This is a genomic window from Pseudonocardia sp. C8, from assembly GCF_014267175.1.
Classification (GTDB): Bacteria; Actinomycetota; Actinomycetes; order Mycobacteriales; family Pseudonocardiaceae; genus Pseudonocardia.
Window position 1 is genome coordinate 455202 of record NZ_JACMTR010000002.1, and the last position, 13861, is coordinate 469062.

General features: G+C 74.4%; 16 protein-coding genes and 1 tRNA gene. 9 read left to right on the forward strand and 8 right to left on the reverse strand.

The window, feature by feature from the left end:
• Window positions 1-74: 74 nt before the first annotated feature.
• Window positions 75-147 (reverse strand) — tRNA-Arg (locus tag H7X46_RS02830).
• Between the two features lie 145 nt (window positions 148-292).
• Entirely contained in the window at window positions 293-1087 is a 795-nt protein-coding gene (locus H7X46_RS02835) for a metalloregulator ArsR/SmtB family transcription factor (protein WP_186357914.1), read from the reverse strand.
• A gap of 58 nt (window positions 1088-1145) precedes the next feature.
• On the opposite strand from H7X46_RS02835, the gene H7X46_RS02840 reads away from it, so the two are divergent.
• Entirely contained in the window at window positions 1146-1964 is an 819-nt protein-coding gene (locus H7X46_RS02840; RefSeq protein WP_186357915.1) for an SDR family oxidoreductase, read from the forward strand.
• A 316-nt stretch (window positions 1965-2280) separates the two neighbouring features.
• Window positions 2281-3228: an allantoinase PuuE gene (gene puuE, locus H7X46_RS02845; RefSeq protein ID WP_222131178.1), complete on the forward strand. Its 948-nt coding sequence runs from the start codon at window positions 2281-2283 to the stop codon at window positions 3226-3228.
• Between the two features lie 116 nt (window positions 3229-3344).
• Here puuE and H7X46_RS02850 read toward each other — a convergent pair whose 3' ends face one another.
• Window positions 3345-3743 carry a hypothetical protein gene (locus H7X46_RS02850; RefSeq protein WP_186357917.1) on the reverse strand — a complete coding sequence of 133 codons (399 nt, stop codon included), beginning with the start codon at window positions 3741-3743 and terminating at the stop codon, window positions 3345-3347.
• 147 nt (window positions 3744-3890) lie between these two features.
• On the opposite strand from H7X46_RS02850, the gene H7X46_RS02855 reads away from it, so the two are divergent.
• Entirely contained in the window at window positions 3891-5087 is a 1197-nt protein-coding gene (locus H7X46_RS02855) for an MFS transporter (RefSeq protein WP_186357918.1), read from the forward strand.
• Here the strand turns inward: H7X46_RS02855 and H7X46_RS02860 are convergent.
• Entirely contained in the window at window positions 5084-5770 is a 687-nt protein-coding gene (locus tag H7X46_RS02860) for an SGNH/GDSL hydrolase family protein (protein ID WP_186357919.1), read from the reverse strand. The genes H7X46_RS02855 and H7X46_RS02860 overlap by 4 nt on opposite strands.
• A 76-nt stretch (window positions 5771-5846) precedes the next feature.
• Here H7X46_RS02860 and H7X46_RS02865 point away from each other — a divergent pair, with 76 nt between their 5' ends.
• From H7X46_RS02865 to H7X46_RS02880, 4 genes are all read left to right on the forward strand, one after another.
• A complete protein-coding gene (locus H7X46_RS02865; RefSeq protein WP_186357920.1) occupies window positions 5847-6545 on the forward strand; it encodes a response regulator transcription factor in 699 nt (232 codons plus the stop codon).
• 95 nt (window positions 6546-6640) lie between these two features.
• Window positions 6641-8008, forward strand: coding sequence for a cell wall metabolism sensor histidine kinase WalK (locus H7X46_RS02870; RefSeq protein WP_186362401.1), 1368 nt, complete (start codon window positions 6641-6643; stop codon window positions 8006-8008).
• 55 nt (window positions 8009-8063) lie between these two features.
• The gene (locus H7X46_RS02875) at window positions 8064-9617 is read left to right on the forward strand and encodes a S1C family serine protease (protein WP_186357921.1); all 1554 of its coding nucleotides are present in this window, start codon (window positions 8064-8066) and stop codon (window positions 9615-9617) included.
• Window positions 9618-9814: 197 nt separating this feature from the next.
• Entirely contained in the window at window positions 9815-10306 is a 492-nt protein-coding gene (locus H7X46_RS02880; protein ID WP_186362402.1) for a molybdenum cofactor biosynthesis protein B, read from the forward strand.
• A gap of 98 nt (window positions 10307-10404) precedes the next feature.
• On the opposite strand, the gene H7X46_RS02885 is transcribed toward H7X46_RS02880, so the two are convergent.
• Entirely contained in the window at window positions 10405-10770 is a 366-nt protein-coding gene (locus H7X46_RS02885) for an antitoxin (RefSeq protein ID WP_186357922.1), read from the reverse strand.
• Window positions 10771-10862: 92 nt separating this feature from the next.
• Between H7X46_RS02885 and H7X46_RS02890 the strand changes: the two genes are divergently transcribed.
• Window positions 10863-11030 carry a hypothetical protein gene (locus H7X46_RS02890; protein ID WP_186357923.1) on the forward strand — a complete coding sequence of 56 codons (168 nt, stop codon included), beginning with the start codon at window positions 10863-10865 and terminating at the stop codon, window positions 11028-11030.
• Between the two features lie 13 nt (window positions 11031-11043).
• On the opposite strand, the gene H7X46_RS02895 is transcribed toward H7X46_RS02890, so the two are convergent.
• From H7X46_RS02895 to H7X46_RS02905, 3 genes are all read right to left on the reverse strand, one after another.
• The gene (locus H7X46_RS02895; RefSeq protein ID WP_186357924.1) at window positions 11044-11697 is read right to left on the reverse strand and encodes an SAF domain-containing protein; all 654 of its coding nucleotides are present in this window, start codon (window positions 11695-11697) and stop codon (window positions 11044-11046) included.
• A 110-nt stretch (window positions 11698-11807) separates the two neighbouring features.
• Window positions 11808-12155 (reverse strand): FmdB family zinc ribbon protein, encoded by a 348-nt coding sequence (locus H7X46_RS02900; RefSeq protein WP_186362403.1) that lies wholly within the window; start codon window positions 12153-12155, stop codon window positions 11808-11810.
• Between the two features lie 118 nt (window positions 12156-12273).
• Window positions 12274-12921: a 5-formyltetrahydrofolate cyclo-ligase gene (locus H7X46_RS02905; protein WP_186357925.1), complete on the reverse strand. Its 648-nt coding sequence runs from the start codon at window positions 12919-12921 to the stop codon at window positions 12274-12276.
• Between the two features lie 36 nt (window positions 12922-12957).
• On the opposite strand from H7X46_RS02905, the gene H7X46_RS02910 reads away from it, so the two are divergent.
• Window positions 12958-13860, forward strand: coding sequence for a UTP--glucose-1-phosphate uridylyltransferase (locus H7X46_RS02910; protein WP_186357926.1), 903 nt, complete (start codon window positions 12958-12960; stop codon window positions 13858-13860).
• Window position 13861 lies beyond the last annotated feature (1 nt).

Here is a 13861-nt window from a genome sequence, read left to right on the forward strand (position 1 = left end):
CCTAACGGCAACTCGCTCCACGTCTAGCTCCACGGGGATGGCCAGGCGGATCGTCGATGTGCCTCTGACCTGCGTGCCCCCGGCAGGATTCGAACCTGCGACACCCGCTTTAGGAGAGCGGTGCTCTATCCCCTGAGCTACGAGGGCCTGCGGCGAGCCTACCTGGGCTTCCCCCGCTCCCGGTCGGCGCCGTCGTCGTCGTGGGGCAGATCCGGGGGCGCATCCCGCAGAGTCCGGTCGGCTGCGGCCCCGGGGGCGCAGCGGCCGCCGGTGACCCTGCGACGCTGCGGGCTCATCGTTCCTGGGCACAGCGCGCGAGCGCGGCCAGGGTGTCGGGCCATCCGGCGGCGTAGCAGTCCCGGTCCTCCTCGCTGACCGCACCGAGGACGCGGTGCTCGACGGTCACCGTCGTGGTGGTGGCGCCGACCGGCTCGAGCTGCAGTCGCCACTGGCCGAGCACGGGGCCGGGCAGGCCCATGGCGCCGTCGACGACGAGTTCTCGGTGCGGTCGCAGCGCGGCGAGCACTCCCCAGAGCTCGCCCTCCGCGCCGGTGTCGAAGCCCCCGGGGTTCGAGCCGGCAGTCGGGCCGAGCCGGCCACCCACCCACGGCTCGAACACGAGGCGCTGGTCCTCGCTCCACCGCCGGGGCCACCACTGCGGCAGGTTCATCACCGTGCGCCAGGTCCGAGCGGGATCGGCCGCCACGTGGTGCTGCGCGCGTACCTCCATCGCCGGTGCCATGCCGATCATCGCGTTCCCTCCGGTCACGAGTGCCTCCTCCAGGCCGAGCACGGTGTCCGCCGCGGTGGACGCCAGCGGCCGGACCCACCGCTCGTAGGCCTGTCGCAACGGCACGGGGTTGAGGTGGTTGAGCCGCTCCCGGCCGCGGCGCTCGACGGTGACCAGCCCGACGTCGACCAGCACGTCGAGGTGGCCCATCACGGTGTAGCGGGTCGTGGGGAACGCCCCGGCCAGCGCCCCGGTGGTGCGGGGTCCGTGGCGCAGCGCGTCCAGGATCGCCCGCCGGGTCGGATCGGCCAGCGCCCGCCACAGCGGCTCGGCATCGGGCACCACACGGCGGCTCATATGTGGTTATATACCCACCTAACTCGGTCCGGGCAAATCGAGCAGAGGAGAGAAGGCGATGAGTGCACCCGCTCGCGTCCAGAACCCGACGAGTCCGGTCGTCGCGGTGGTCACCGGCGCCGCACGCGGTGTGGGCCGCGGCATCGCGCTCGCCCTGGGCGAGATCGGCGCCACGGTCTACGTCGCCGACCGCGAGACGCGGGCCCGTCGCCGGTCCGAGCTGCCCGGCACCGTCGAGGACACCGCCGAGCAGGTCCGATCCCGCGGCGGGCAGGGCGTGCCCGTGGCCGTCGACGTCACCGACGACGCGGGGGTCGCGGCACTGTTCGAGCGGGTCCGGACCGAGCACGCCGGCCTGGACCTGCTCGTCGCGAACGCCTTCGACGGCAACGCGCTCCCGTTCGCCGGCGGCCCGTTCTGGACCCTGCCCTGGGAGCACTGGCACAACATGATCGACGCCGGCGTCCGCGGCCACGCGCTGACCGCGTGGCACGCCGCGCCCCTGCTGATCCGGCGCCGGGGCCTGGCGGTGCTGACCGGCTACACCGACGGCAACGACACCGGCGTCCTCGCCGGGCACCTGTTCTACGACCTCGCGATGACCGGCATCAGCCGCCTCGCCTACGGGCTTGCCCAGGACCTGCGCCCCCACGGGGTCACCGCGCTGGCCCTCGCGCCCGGCCTGACCCGCACCGAAGCGATCACGGCCGCGCTCGGCGACGCACTGCCGCCCGGCTCCGACTCCATCGAGTTCCCGGGCCGGGCGGTCCGCGCTCTCCTGCAGGACTATGACGTCGCCCGCCACGCCGGGCGCACCCTGCCCGTCCACGACCTCGCCGCCGAGTACGGCTTCACCGACGACGACGGTGCCGCCTGAGGCGCCGACGTCCGAGCGCCGCCCGTGGACGCGGCGGCCATGTCGTGTCCGGCAGCGTCACCCGGTCGAACCATGTCCACCAAGCGGAAAAATGATTCCATTACGAGCGGTGCCGGGCCTGGGTCCGGGCTCGACGGGGAGGAGGGCAGCGTGGGCGACCCCCAGCAGGCGCGGCGCGTGACGGTGCCGCGGTCGGTCCGCGCCGCCACCGACCCGCGTCGGCGTGGCACGGCGACCAGAATCATTCACCACGGAGCCGGCGGCCGGTGTCGTCGATGCTCGCCGCGATCGAGAGGTCATGATGTCGTTGCCTTCCGTGTATGACAGCACCGCCGAATACCCCCGGGACCTGGTCGGCTACGGGGAGGACGGCTACGACCCGAAATGGCCGGGCGGTGCACGGATCGCCGTACAGTTCGTCCTGAACTACGAGGAAGGCGGGGAGAACCACGTTCTCCACGGCGACCCGACCGCCGAGACCTTCCTCTCCGAGATGTTCAACCCGACCCCGTACCCGAGCCGCCACATGTCGATGGACGGCATCTACGAGTACGGCTCCCGCCAGGGCGTGTGGCGGATCCTGCGGGAGTTCGACCGGTTCGGCCTGCCGCTGACCGTCTTCGGCGTGGCTACCGCACTGAAGCGCCATCCCGCGGTCACCGAGGCGTTCCTCAAGCGCGGCCACGAGATCGCCTGCCACGGGCTGAAGTGGATCCACTACCAGGAGGTCCCCGAGGACGTCGAGCGCGCCCACATGGAGCAGGCGCTCGAGATCATGCAGGAGATGACCGGTGGCCTGCCGCTGGGCTGGTACACCGGGCGGGACTCGCCCAACACCCGGCGGCTCGTCGTCGACGACGGGCGCCTGCTCTACGACTCCGACTATTACGGCGACGACCTGCCGTTCTGGATGACGGTCGAGAAGTCCGACGGCGAGAAGAAGCCCCACCTGGTCGTGCCGTACACGCTCGACTGCAACGACATGCGATTCTGCCTGCCGCAGGGATACAGCGACGCGGAACCCTTCTACCGTTACCTCCGCGACCAGTTCGACACCCTCTACGAGGAAGGCGACCCGGACGGGTTGGCGCGCCCCAAGATGATGAGCGTGGGGCTCCACTGCCGCATGGTGGGCCGGCCCGGTCGGCTGACGGCGCTCCGTCGGTTCCTGGAACACATCACCAGCAAGGACGGCGTGTGGGTCGCCACCCGGGGAGACATCGCGCAGCACTGGGTGGAGCACCACTCGCTGCCGGGGGCCTGAACCCACCGGTCGACGGCGGCGCCCCGTGGCGGGGGCGCCGCCATCCCGGCCGCCCCGTGAGCGCGGGCCGCGCGAGGTCGTACGCCGCGGCCTTCGGGGCAGCCGGACGAGTGGGGCTACTCCAGCAGACTCGCGGCGTGGTCCGGCACGTCCCGCTGCACCTCGCGCGGTGGCCGCTCGTAGCCCCCGGTCGCGGGCCGCTCCGGGAGCGTCAGCACCCGCCGGTCGACCGGCTGCCACGGGATCGACGCCAGCAGGTGGTGGATCATGAAGTACCACCGGCCGCGCTCGCGTGCACTCGGTGCCGGCAGCGCGACGATCCGGCAGAACCGGGGGTTGAGGTACTGGCTGACCCGCTGGATCGCACCGCCCTTGCCGGCCGCGTCGCGTCCCTCGAGCACGACGACGATCCGGGAGCCGGTCTCCCGGACCCATTCCTGCAGTCGCAACAGCTCGCCCTGCAGCCGCAACAGCTCGGTCTCGTAGACCTTGCGCGGAAGCTTCCCGGTCGCCATCGGAACACCTCACCAGAGACGTGACGCAGAGGACAGCGTTCCCGGTGGCGCCTCCGGATTTCCTCGCCTAACGTGGTTATTCGCGTCAAGGGCGTCGTTCGTCATCTCGGAGACATAACTCCCCGCTCCTCCCAGGAAGGGTCACCGATGCGTGCCGTCACCACGCGCCCCTCGCTCGCGCTCGCCGCTCTCGCGGTCGGCGCCTTCGCGATCGGCACCGGCGAGTTCGTGATCATGGGTCTGCTGCCCGACGTCGCCGGCGGGCTGGGCGTCGACATTCCCGGCGCCGGACGACTGATCTCGGGCTACGCGCTCGGCGTCGTCGTCGGCGCACCGCTGCTCATCGCCGCGGCGAACCGGTTCCCGCGCAAGCACGTGCTCATCGCGTTGATGGGCGGGTACGCCGCGTTCAACGTGCTGTCGGCGATCGTGCCCGGCTACGGCCTCGTGCTCGGCGCCCGCTTCCTCGCCGGCCTGCCGCACGGCGCGTTCTTCGGCATCGGCGCGGTCGTCGCCGGCAGCCTGGTCGCCCCGGACCGCCGGGCCCGAGCGATGGCGACGATGTTCGCCGGGCTCACCCTCGCCAACGTGGCCGGTGTGCCGGTCGGGACACTGCTCGGCCAGCAGATCGGCTGGCGCTGGGTGTTCGCCGTCGTCGGGCTGATCGCCGCGGCCGCCGCGGCCGCGGTCGCCCTCTGCGTGCCGGACGTCCGCAGCGCCGCCGGAGTCCGCATCGGCCAGGAGATGCGCGCGCTGGCCCGCCGCCCCGTGTGGATGGCGCTGCTCGTCGCGACGGTCGGCGGCGCCGTCCTGTTCACCACCTACAGCTACGTCACCCCGATGCTCACCGAGATCGCCGGCTTCACCCCGACCGAGGTGACGCTGCTGCTCGCGCTGTTCGGCGTCGGCATGACCGTCGGGAACATGGTCGGCGCCCGGCTCGCCGACATCGCCACCCTGCCGACGATCTACGCGGCGCTGGTCGCGGACGCCGTCGTCGCGCTGCTCTTCGTGCCCGCCCTGCAGAACCAGGCGACCGCGGTGATCGCGCTGTTCACCTTCGCGGTGACGACGTTCGCGATGGTCCCGGCCGTCCAGCTGCGGATCATCAACGCGGCCGGGGACGCGCCCAACCTCGCCTCGGGGGCGAACCAGGCCGCGTTCAACGTCGCCAACGCGGTCGGCGCGGCGCTCGGTGGTGCGGTGATCGCCGCCGGGTACGGCTACGCGTCGCCGAACGTCGTCGCGGCCGGCCTGGCCGTCGTCGGGCTGGGCCTCGCGGTCCTCGCCGGCCGCTCCGAGAAGGCGACCGCGCGCCGCGAGCTCGCGGCCGTGTCCAGCTAGCGGCCCGCCCGGCGCAGGGCCTCGGTGAACACCTCGGCGATCGCGGCGTGGCCGCGGTCGTTGGGGTGGAACCGGTCCGAGGCCAGCTTGCCGTGCCAGTGCCGCGTCCGCGGGTCCCTGAACTCGGCCAGCACGAGCCCGCGGCACCGCACGGCGTCGTCGATCAGGCCGTTGACCTGCAGCGCCGCCGCGAACGTCCCCGGCTGGTTACCGATCACGGTCCCCGGCGGCAGCCGGTCGAGCAGCACCGCGTACCGGTTCCCCGTGCCGTCCTGGTGCCGGGGCTGCAGGAGGTCGTTCGCGCCGATCAGGCAGAGGAGCAGGTCCGGGCGCAGCCGTTCCGCGGCCGGGAGCTGCTGGGCCAGGACGTCGTCGACCCGGGCGCCGTACTGCGCCAGGTTCACGATCCGGTGCCGGGGCAGCGCGGCGGCCAGGCGGCCGACCCAGCCGCCGTCCGGCGACGCGGCACCGACACCGAGCGCCATCGAGTCGCCGAGCGTGACGCACAGCGGCCCCGTGCGGGCGAGCTCGCCGCGGTTGTGGTCCTCCCAGAACGCGGCGTACGGCTCGATCTGCTCCTGCACCCGGCGGATGCCGGGCAGGAACCGGGACGCGAGCGTGATGTAGCGGCCCGGCGGGCGGCCGGTCCGGTTGGAGAAGCGCACGTCACCCGGATCGGTCACGGCGCCAGTGAACCAGATGTCCGCTGATCAGGGTCCGCTCAGACGCCTCTCAGCCACCTGGGCGAGACTGGGCGGCATGCGCATTCTGGTCGTCGACGACGACAAGGCGGTCCGGGACTCGCTGCGCCGCTCGCTGGCCTTCAACGGCTACCAGGTCGACCTCGCCGAGGACGGCCAGGCCGCGCTGGACAAGATGCTCACCGACCGGCCGGACGCGCTCGTCCTCGACGTGATGATGCCCCGGCTCGACGGGCTCGAGGTCTGCCGGCGGCTGCGCAGCGCCGGTGACGAGCTGCCGATCCTCGTGCTGACCGCGCGGGACGCCGTGTCCGACCGGGTCGCGGGGCTCGACGCCGGCGCCGACGACTACCTGCCCAAACCGTTCGCGCTGGAGGAGCTGCTCGCCCGGCTGCGGGCGCTGCTGCGGCGGCGCACGGTCGAACCTGCCGCCGACGGCGACGGGACGAGCGCGGCGCTCACCTTCGCCGACCTGTCGCTGGACCCGGAGACCCGCGAGGTGTCCCGCGGCGGACGGCCGATCAGCCTGACCCGGACCGAGTTCTCGCTGCTGGAGCTGCTGCTCGCCCATCCGCGCCGGGTGCTGACCCGCGCGCAGATCCTCGAACAGGTGTGGGGCTACGACTTCCCGACCAGCGGCAACGCGCTCGAGGTCTACGTCGGGTACCTGCGCCGCAAGACCGAGGCCGAGGGGGAGCCACGGCTGATCCACACCGTCCGCGGGGTCGGGTACGTGCTGCGGGAGTCACCGCCGTGACCGACCCGCGGCAGCTCAGCCCCACCGAGGAGCGGGTCGAACGGTGGTGGCAGCGGCTGCACGGCGAGCGCGCCCACGACCGCGAACGCTTCACCATGCGCGCCCGGATCGGCGTCCTCGCCGCGCTGGTCGCCGCGACGATGGTGCTGGTCGTGTCGACGGCCGCCTTCCTCGTCGTCCGGCAGAACCTCACCAGCGCGCTCGACGAGACGCTCCGCCAGCGCGCCTACCTCGCCGCGCAGAGCGATCTGATCAAACCGCAGCTGCTGGCGGCGCTGCCACCGGCCGTCCTGGGCGCGGCCGACCTGCACATCGCGCTCGTGTACTCGTCCGGGCTGGCGACGTCGGCCGACCCGTCGTCGATGCCGCCGGTCGGCGAGCCGGAGCTGGCAGTGGCCCAGGGCGGCCCGACCCAGCCGGGGCGGACGGAGGTGATGGCCGGGGTCCCGTACCGGATCGTCGCCGTGCAGGCCGGGGACGGCCGCGCCCTCGTCCTCGCCCAGCGGCTCGACACGATCACCCGGGTGGTGTCGCGGATGGGGACCGCGCTGCCGCTGGTCGGGCTCGGCGGTGTCGTGCTGGCCGGCCTGGCCGGTGCCGCCGTCGCCCGGGCCGGGCTGCGGCCGGTGCAGCGGCTCACCGCGGCGACCGAGCGGGTCGCCACCACGGGGGACCTGCGGCCGATCCCGGTGTCCGGGTCGGACGAGCTGGCCCGGCTGACGATCAGCTTCAACGCGATGCTCGGGGCGCTGGCCGCGTCGCGGGAGCAGCAGCGGCGCCTCGTCGCCGACGCCGGGCACGAGCTGCGGACCCCGCTGACGTCGCTGCGCACCAACCTGGAGCTGCTCGCCGCGGCCGACCGGCCGGACACGCCCGACCTGCCGGCGGAGGACCGGGCGGAGCTGCTCGCCGACGTCCGCGCCCAGGTCGAGGAGCTCTCGCACCTGGTCGGGGACCTGGTCGAGCTGGCCCGCGACGACGCACCCACGATGACCACCGAGGCCCTGGAGCTGAGCGAGATCGTCGAGCGGGCACTGGCCCGGGTACGGCGACGGGCCGGGGAGATCGAGTTCGACGTCCACCTGACGCCCTGGACCCTGGACGGCGACGCCAGCGCCCTCGAGCGGGCGGTGCTGAACCTGCTCGACAACGCCGTGAAGTGGAGCCCGCCCGGCGGCACCGTGCGGCTGTCGATGATCCAGATCGCGCCGGACTGGCTGGTGATCGAGGTCGCCGACGCCGGCGCCGGGATCGCCGCGGAGGACCTGCCGCACGTGTTCGAACGTTTCTACCGGGCCGACACCTCGCGGACGATGCCCGGCTCCGGGCTCGGCCTGTCGATCGTCGCGCAGGCCGCGGCCCGGCACGGCGGGGACGTCCGCGCCGGCCGGGCCCCCGAGGGCGGGGCGCTGCTCGCGATGGCGCTGCCGGGCCGTCACGTCCCGGAGCCCGGCAGCCCATAGCCTGGAGGGGTGGCCCGGGACGGCGGGCCGCGCAGGCGACGACGGACGGTGACGCATGGCCCAGGACAACCCGCCCGACGACGGACCCGGGACGGACCCGAAGGTGTCCGGCGGGGCCGGAGCGGCGGGATCCGCGCCCGAGGACACCGGTGCCTCCGCCACGCGGGAGGACACGGGCCGGGACGGGGCCGGCGGGACGGACCCCGGCGAGGCCGGGACCGCGGACGCGGAGAACGGTGGTGCCGCGACCGGAGACCCGGAGAGCGGTGCCGCCGGGGCGGGGGAGGACGACCGTGGCGGGGCCGGTGACGCGGCGGACACCGCCGGCTCCACCGAGGAACCGCCGACCGACCGCTGGACGGTCCCGGCCAGCCCGTGGGCCCGCCCCGGCTCGAGCACCGACCCCGCCGGCGACCCCGCGACCGGCGGGTACCCGCCGGCACACGGCGGCCCACCCCCGCAGGAACCACCGGTCTGGGCGCACGGTGTGCCGCCGTACCCCGGTTCCGGCCCGTACCCGCAGGCCACCGGGGTGGGCGAGCCCCCACCACCGCGCCGGTCCCGGCGGACGTTCGCGCTCCTGGTCGGGGGGCTGATCCTGGCGCTGGTCGCCGGCGCCGTCGGTGGCGCGATCGGCACCGACATCACCCGCTCCTCGGCGTCCGGTGGCGGGGTGCTCGCCGAGCCGGTCCCCGAGGTCGAGTCCGACCTGCCGGTCACCCCGGTGGAGGCGGTCGCCGCCCGCGTGCTACCCAGCGTGGTGCAGCTGCGGGTCGAGGGCGGGACCGGCAACATGGGCGGCCGCGGCGAGGGATCCGGGATGGTGATCAGCGAGGACGGGCTGATCCTCACCAACAGCCACGTCGTCCAGCCGGCGGCGACCGGCGGGACGCTGCGCGTGGTCCTCCACGACGGCCGGGTCGCGGTCGGGTCCGTCGTCGGGCAGGACCCGGAGTCGGACGTCGCGCTGGTGCGGGTCCAGCTCGGCGGCCTCACCCCGGTGGAGCTCGGCAACTCCGAGGGCGTCCGCGTCGGCCAGCAGGTCACCGCGATCGGCTCGCCGCTCGGGCTGGGCGGGTCGGTCACCTCCGGCATCGTGTCCGCACTGGACCGGGCGGTGAGCGTGGGTGGCGAGGCCGGCAACGCCTCCACCGTGCTCAACGCGATCCAGACCGACGCGGCGATCAACCCCGGGAACTCGGGCGGCCCGCTCGTCGACATGCGGGGCCGGGTCGTCGGCATCAACTCGGCGATCGCCACGGCCGGCCCGGGTGGTGGCTCGATCGGCGTCGGCTTCTCGATCCCGATGAACCAGGCCCGGCGGATCGCCGACCAGCTCCGCACCGGCGGGCCGGCCACCCACGCCGTGCTCGGCGTGGAGGTCACCGACGATCCGCAGCTACGCGGCGCGGTGGTCCGCACCGTCACCCCCGGCGGCGCGGCGGAGCAGGCGGGCCTGCGCCCGAACGACCTGGTGGTCCGGCTCGGTGACCAGCGCATCGCGACCGGCACCGACCTGCAGGCCGCGGTCCGCTCGCAGCCGCCCGGCACCGTCGTCGAGCTCCAGCTGCAGGACCGCACCGTCCGGGTGACCCTCGGCGAGCAGTGAGCGGCGGGGTTCCGGCCGGGTGGACCGGGCCTCAGCTGTTTGACTGGTGAAGGACCTCGTGATGGGCTGTGCCCGTGTTCGGTGGTGCCCCATCGAACGCGTTCCGGAGCGTCGTGCCGGTGCGGGTTCCCCCTCCCCGTGCCGGCACGGCCTCCCCCGGGCGCGATCGGCCCGGCGATAGGGTGACGACCATGGAGATGCCGGATCCGCAGATCGGCCGCGCCCTCGTGGTGATCGTCGACGACCGTGTCAGCGCCGGTGAACGCTCGGACAGCACGGGGCCGCTGGTCACCGAGCTGCTGGAGGAGGCGCACTTCGTCGTCGACGGCGTGGTGACCGCTCCGGGCGACGTGGTCGCGATCCGCAGCGCGCTGAACACGGCCGTGATCGGTGGCGTCGATCTCGTGGTGACCGTCGGCGGCACGGGTGTCTCGCCGCGCGACGTCACGCCGGACGCGACCTCCGGCGTCCTGGACCGGCCCGTGCCGGGCATCGCCGAGGCCATCCGGGCCTCCGGGCTCGCCGCCGGCGCCGTCGACGCCGGCGTGTCCCGTGGGGTGGTGGGAGTGTCCGGCAGCACGCTGGTGGTCAACCTGGCCGCGTCCCGCGCCGCGGTGCGCGACGGCATGGCCACGCTGACCCCGCTGGTCCCGCACGTGATCTCGGAGCTGTCCGGCCTGGACGACTGACGGCGCGGACGCGCGCCGCCCTGGGCACGGACGATCCGGTCCTCGGGCCGGACGGTCCCGGCGGAACGGCTCCGCCGGGACACGCCCGCCGTTGCGGGTCAGCTCGGCGGCGGCACCGGCGGGACGCCACCGTCCTTCCGGTCGTCCGACGGCGGCGTGGGCGGGGTCGCCGGACCACCCGTCGACTCCGCAGCGTTGTCCTGCGGCGCCGGCGGCACCGGCGGGACCGCGTCGCTGCCCGTGCCCCCACCCGGGGTGGTCTCGCCGGGGTGCCCGAGCGCGCTCTCGACCTTGCCCTTCACCCCGCCGATCTGCTCGTGGTACTTGCCGCCGGTGGCGTGGTCGACCTTCTCGGCGGCCTTCTCGACCAGCGGGCCGGCCTTCTCCTTGGCCTTCTCCAGGTGCGGCGCGGCCTTCTCCAGCGCGCTCTCCGCCGCCTCGCGAGCCTTGTCCAGGAATCCCATGACCGGTCTCCCTCCTGTCGTCCTGTGTCCATGGTGGCACCGAACGGAGGCTCCGTGGGGCCCAGCGGTTCCCGGCACGGCACCATGGAGTGATGAGCGAATCCGCGGACCGGCTGCGCCGGCGGATCGAGGAGATCTTCGGCGACGAGCCGACCGTGACCACGGACGAGCGCTCGGACGACGGTGCGGCCGACGAGCGGGACGACCGCGACCCGGACCGCTGGTTCACCGAGAACCGGCCACCGCACCACGGGGGCTGAGCGCGGGCCGGCCTCATCGCAGCGTCACCGTGACCTCGCCGGCGAGGGTGGCGGCGGCGACCGTCGTGGCCTCGCTCTCCGGTAGCGCGACCAGGACCAGCGGTCCCGCCCCGGAGCCGGGGGACGGCCCACCGGCCGGGGACGGCGGCAGCACCGCGACCACCCCGGCGCGCGCGGCCAGCACGCGCGGCCCCTCCGGCCCGCCGGTGATCACGTCGACCCGGGAGCCGGGGGACAGCAGGGCCGCGACGGCCGGGTCGGCGGGCCGCAGCGGCACCGCGGAGGAGCCGGGCCCGCCGGTCCGGGCGGCCAGCTCGGGACCGAGCAGGCGCAGGTCGGTGACCGGCTCGCCGACGCGCACGGGGCCGGCGGGCACGCGGCCACCGGTGTCGGCGACCGACCGCAGCGCACCGGCCGGCACCAGCTCCGGCGGCCAGCCCGCGACCGCGACGTCGCCGGGGTGCAGCGGGACACCGGGGGAGAGGTCCCGGGCCGCGACGACGACCCCGACCCGCTCGTCGGCCGGATCGGGGAGCAGCGCCACGACCAGCGCGGCGATCGCCAGCGCGGCCGCGGCAGCGCGGCGCAGCAGCAGGACGCGGGACCAGGTCGGGGCGCGGAGCAGCCCGTCCCACGGGCGCCGCGCCCGATGACCGTCGTCGTCCATGCCCGCCCTCCGTCGAAGCCGTGACCTCGACGGTAGGGCCGGAAGGCGGGTCCGCCGGCCCGGGTCCCCGGGCCTGTGGACAACTCAGCCGCTTGTGGACAACTCCCGGGTCAGGAGGCGGCGGCCTTCGCCCCGGCGGCCGCGGGGGTGGACGATGACGAGGAGCCTCCGGCCGAGCTCGACCCGCCGGAGGAGGAGCTCGACGAGGTCGAGGACGACGACGAGGAGGTGCTCTCCGACTTCGACGACGAGTCCGAGCTGCCGTTGCCGCTCACCGAGCCGGAACGCGAGTCGGTGCGGTAGAAGCCGCTGCCCTTGAAGACGATGCCGACCGAGGAGAAGACCTTGCGCAGCTTGCCCTCGCAGTTCGGGCAGGTCGTGAGGGCGTCGTCGGAGAACGCCTGAACCGCCTCGAAGCGGTGGTCACACGCCGTGCATGCGTACTGGTAGGTCGGCACAACTTCCTCCGGACGGCTCGGTGCGCTGGAGCAGCCGGGCGCCGCGACGTCCTGGCACTCCAGGGCTGCGAGTGCCAGCATACCTGGTCGCGGCGGAGAGTCCGAGCCGTCCGAGCGGTCAGGTCGAGAGGTGCACCACTCCGGCGCGCGGCAGCACCACCGCCGCCACGGGGACGTCGTGCGGCTCGGCGGGGAGCTCGTCGACGAGCTCGTCGTCGTGCAGCGGGACCACGGTCGGGGTGCCGGGGGACACGAGCGGGAGCGTCCGGTCGTAGTACCCACCGCCCCGGCCGAGCCGCCGCCCCCGGCGGTCGACCGCCAGTGCCGGGACCAGCACCAGCGCCGCGGTGCCGATCGCCGCGGCCCCCAGCCGGGGGCCGACCGGTTCGCGCACGCCGAGCGGTCCGCGCTGCAGGTCGTCCAGCCCGGTGTAGCGGGTCCAGTCCAGCGGTCCCGGCGCGGCCGGCACGACGGGCGCGAGCACCTCGTGGCCGGCGGCCAGCAGGGCGTCCGGGAGCGTGGCCGTCCCGGGGCCGGCCACGCCGGGTTCCGGCCCGATCGGGAGGTAGCACGCGACCGGACCGGACACCCCGGATGCGATAGAGATCACATGCCGGATCAGGTCAGCGGTCGCCGCGGCGCGGTCCTCCGGCGACCGGGCCGCGCGGGCGTCCAGCAGGCGGCGCCGGAGCGAGCGTTTCTCGTCGTCGGGAAATGTGCCCTGATCAGGGGACGATCCGTCGGTGTCGTCAGCGCGAGCCGTCACGGCTCCAGGCTAGTGCGATGGATAGGCTCGCCGACCATGAGCGCGCAGACCTCCAGCACGGCAGGGGCGTTCCGTACCGCCGTGGTCCCCGCGGCCGGCCTCGGCACGCGGTTCCTGCCGGCCACCAAGTCCGTGCCGAAGGAGCTGCTCCCCGTCGTCGACACCCCGGGCATCGAGCTCGTCGCGGCCGAGGCCGCCGAGGCCGGCGCGGAGCGGCTGCTGATCGTCACCTCGCCGGGCAAGGACTCCGTCGCGGCGTACTTCCGCCCGGACGAGGAACTGGTCGAGACCCTGGAGTCCCGGGGGAAGGAGGCGCTCGCGGAGCGCGTCCGCCGCGCGCCCGGCCTCCTCGAGGTCGACTCCGTCTACCAGCACGAACCGAAGGGGCTCGGGCACGCCGTGGCCCAGGCCGCGCCGGCGCTGGCCGAGGGCGAGGAGGCCGTCGCCGTCCTGTTGCCCGACGATCTCGTGTACCCGACCGGGGTGCTCGCGCGGATGGCCGAGGTGCGCGCCGCGCACGGCGGCAGCGTCCTCTGCGCGTTCGACGTGCCGCGCGATCAGATCTCCGCCTACGGCGTCTTCGAGGTCACCGACACCGGGGACGACGACGTCAAGCGCGTGCACGGCATGGTCGAGAAACCGCCGGCCGACCAGGCACCGTCGACCTTCGCCGCCGCCGGCCGCTACCTGCTGGACCGGGCGGTCTTCGACGCGCTGGAGCGGATCGGCCCGGGTGCGGGCGGCGAGCTGCAGCTGACCGACGCCGTCGCGCTGCTCATCGACGAGGGGCACCCGGTGCACGTCGTCGTGCACGAGGGCGGCCGGCACGACCTGGGCAACCCGGCCGGCTACGTCCGCGCCTTCGTGGACCACATGCTGCAGCACCCCGAGTACGGCGAGAGCCTGCGCGGCTGGCTGACCGACCGCCTGAAGGACTGAC

Coding starts and splice junctions, on each gene's coding strand:
- H7X46_RS02835 (WP_186357914.1), bottom strand. CDS start 1,087: ATGAGCCGCCGTGTGGTGCCCGATGCCGAGCCGCTGTGGCGGGCGCTG.
- H7X46_RS02840 (WP_186357915.1), top strand. CDS start 1,146: ATGAGTGCACCCGCTCGCGTCCAGAACCCGACGAGTCCGGTCGTCGCG.
- H7X46_RS02850 (WP_186357917.1), bottom strand. CDS start 3,743: ATGGCGACCGGGAAGCTTCCGCGCAAGGTCTACGAGACCGAGCTGTTG.
- H7X46_RS02855 (WP_186357918.1), top strand. CDS start 3,891: ATGCGTGCCGTCACCACGCGCCCCTCGCTCGCGCTCGCCGCTCTCGCG.
- H7X46_RS02865 (WP_186357920.1), top strand. CDS start 5,847: ATGCGCATTCTGGTCGTCGACGACGACAAGGCGGTCCGGGACTCGCTG.
- H7X46_RS02870 (WP_186362401.1), top strand. CDS start 6,641: ATGCGCGCCCGGATCGGCGTCCTCGCCGCGCTGGTCGCCGCGACGATG.
- H7X46_RS02875 (WP_186357921.1), top strand. CDS start 8,064: ATGGCCCAGGACAACCCGCCCGACGACGGACCCGGGACGGACCCGAAG.
- H7X46_RS02880 (WP_186362402.1), top strand. CDS start 9,815: ATGCCGGATCCGCAGATCGGCCGCGCCCTCGTGGTGATCGTCGACGAC.
- H7X46_RS02885 (WP_186357922.1), bottom strand. CDS start 10,770: ATGGGATTCCTGGACAAGGCTCGCGAGGCGGCGGAGAGCGCGCTGGAG.
- H7X46_RS02890 (WP_186357923.1), top strand. CDS start 10,863: ATGAGCGAATCCGCGGACCGGCTGCGCCGGCGGATCGAGGAGATCTTC.
- H7X46_RS02895 (WP_186357924.1), bottom strand. CDS start 11,697: ATGGACGACGACGGTCATCGGGCGCGGCGCCCGTGGGACGGGCTGCTC.
- H7X46_RS02910 (WP_186357926.1), top strand. CDS start 12,958: ATGAGCGCGCAGACCTCCAGCACGGCAGGGGCGTTCCGTACCGCCGTG.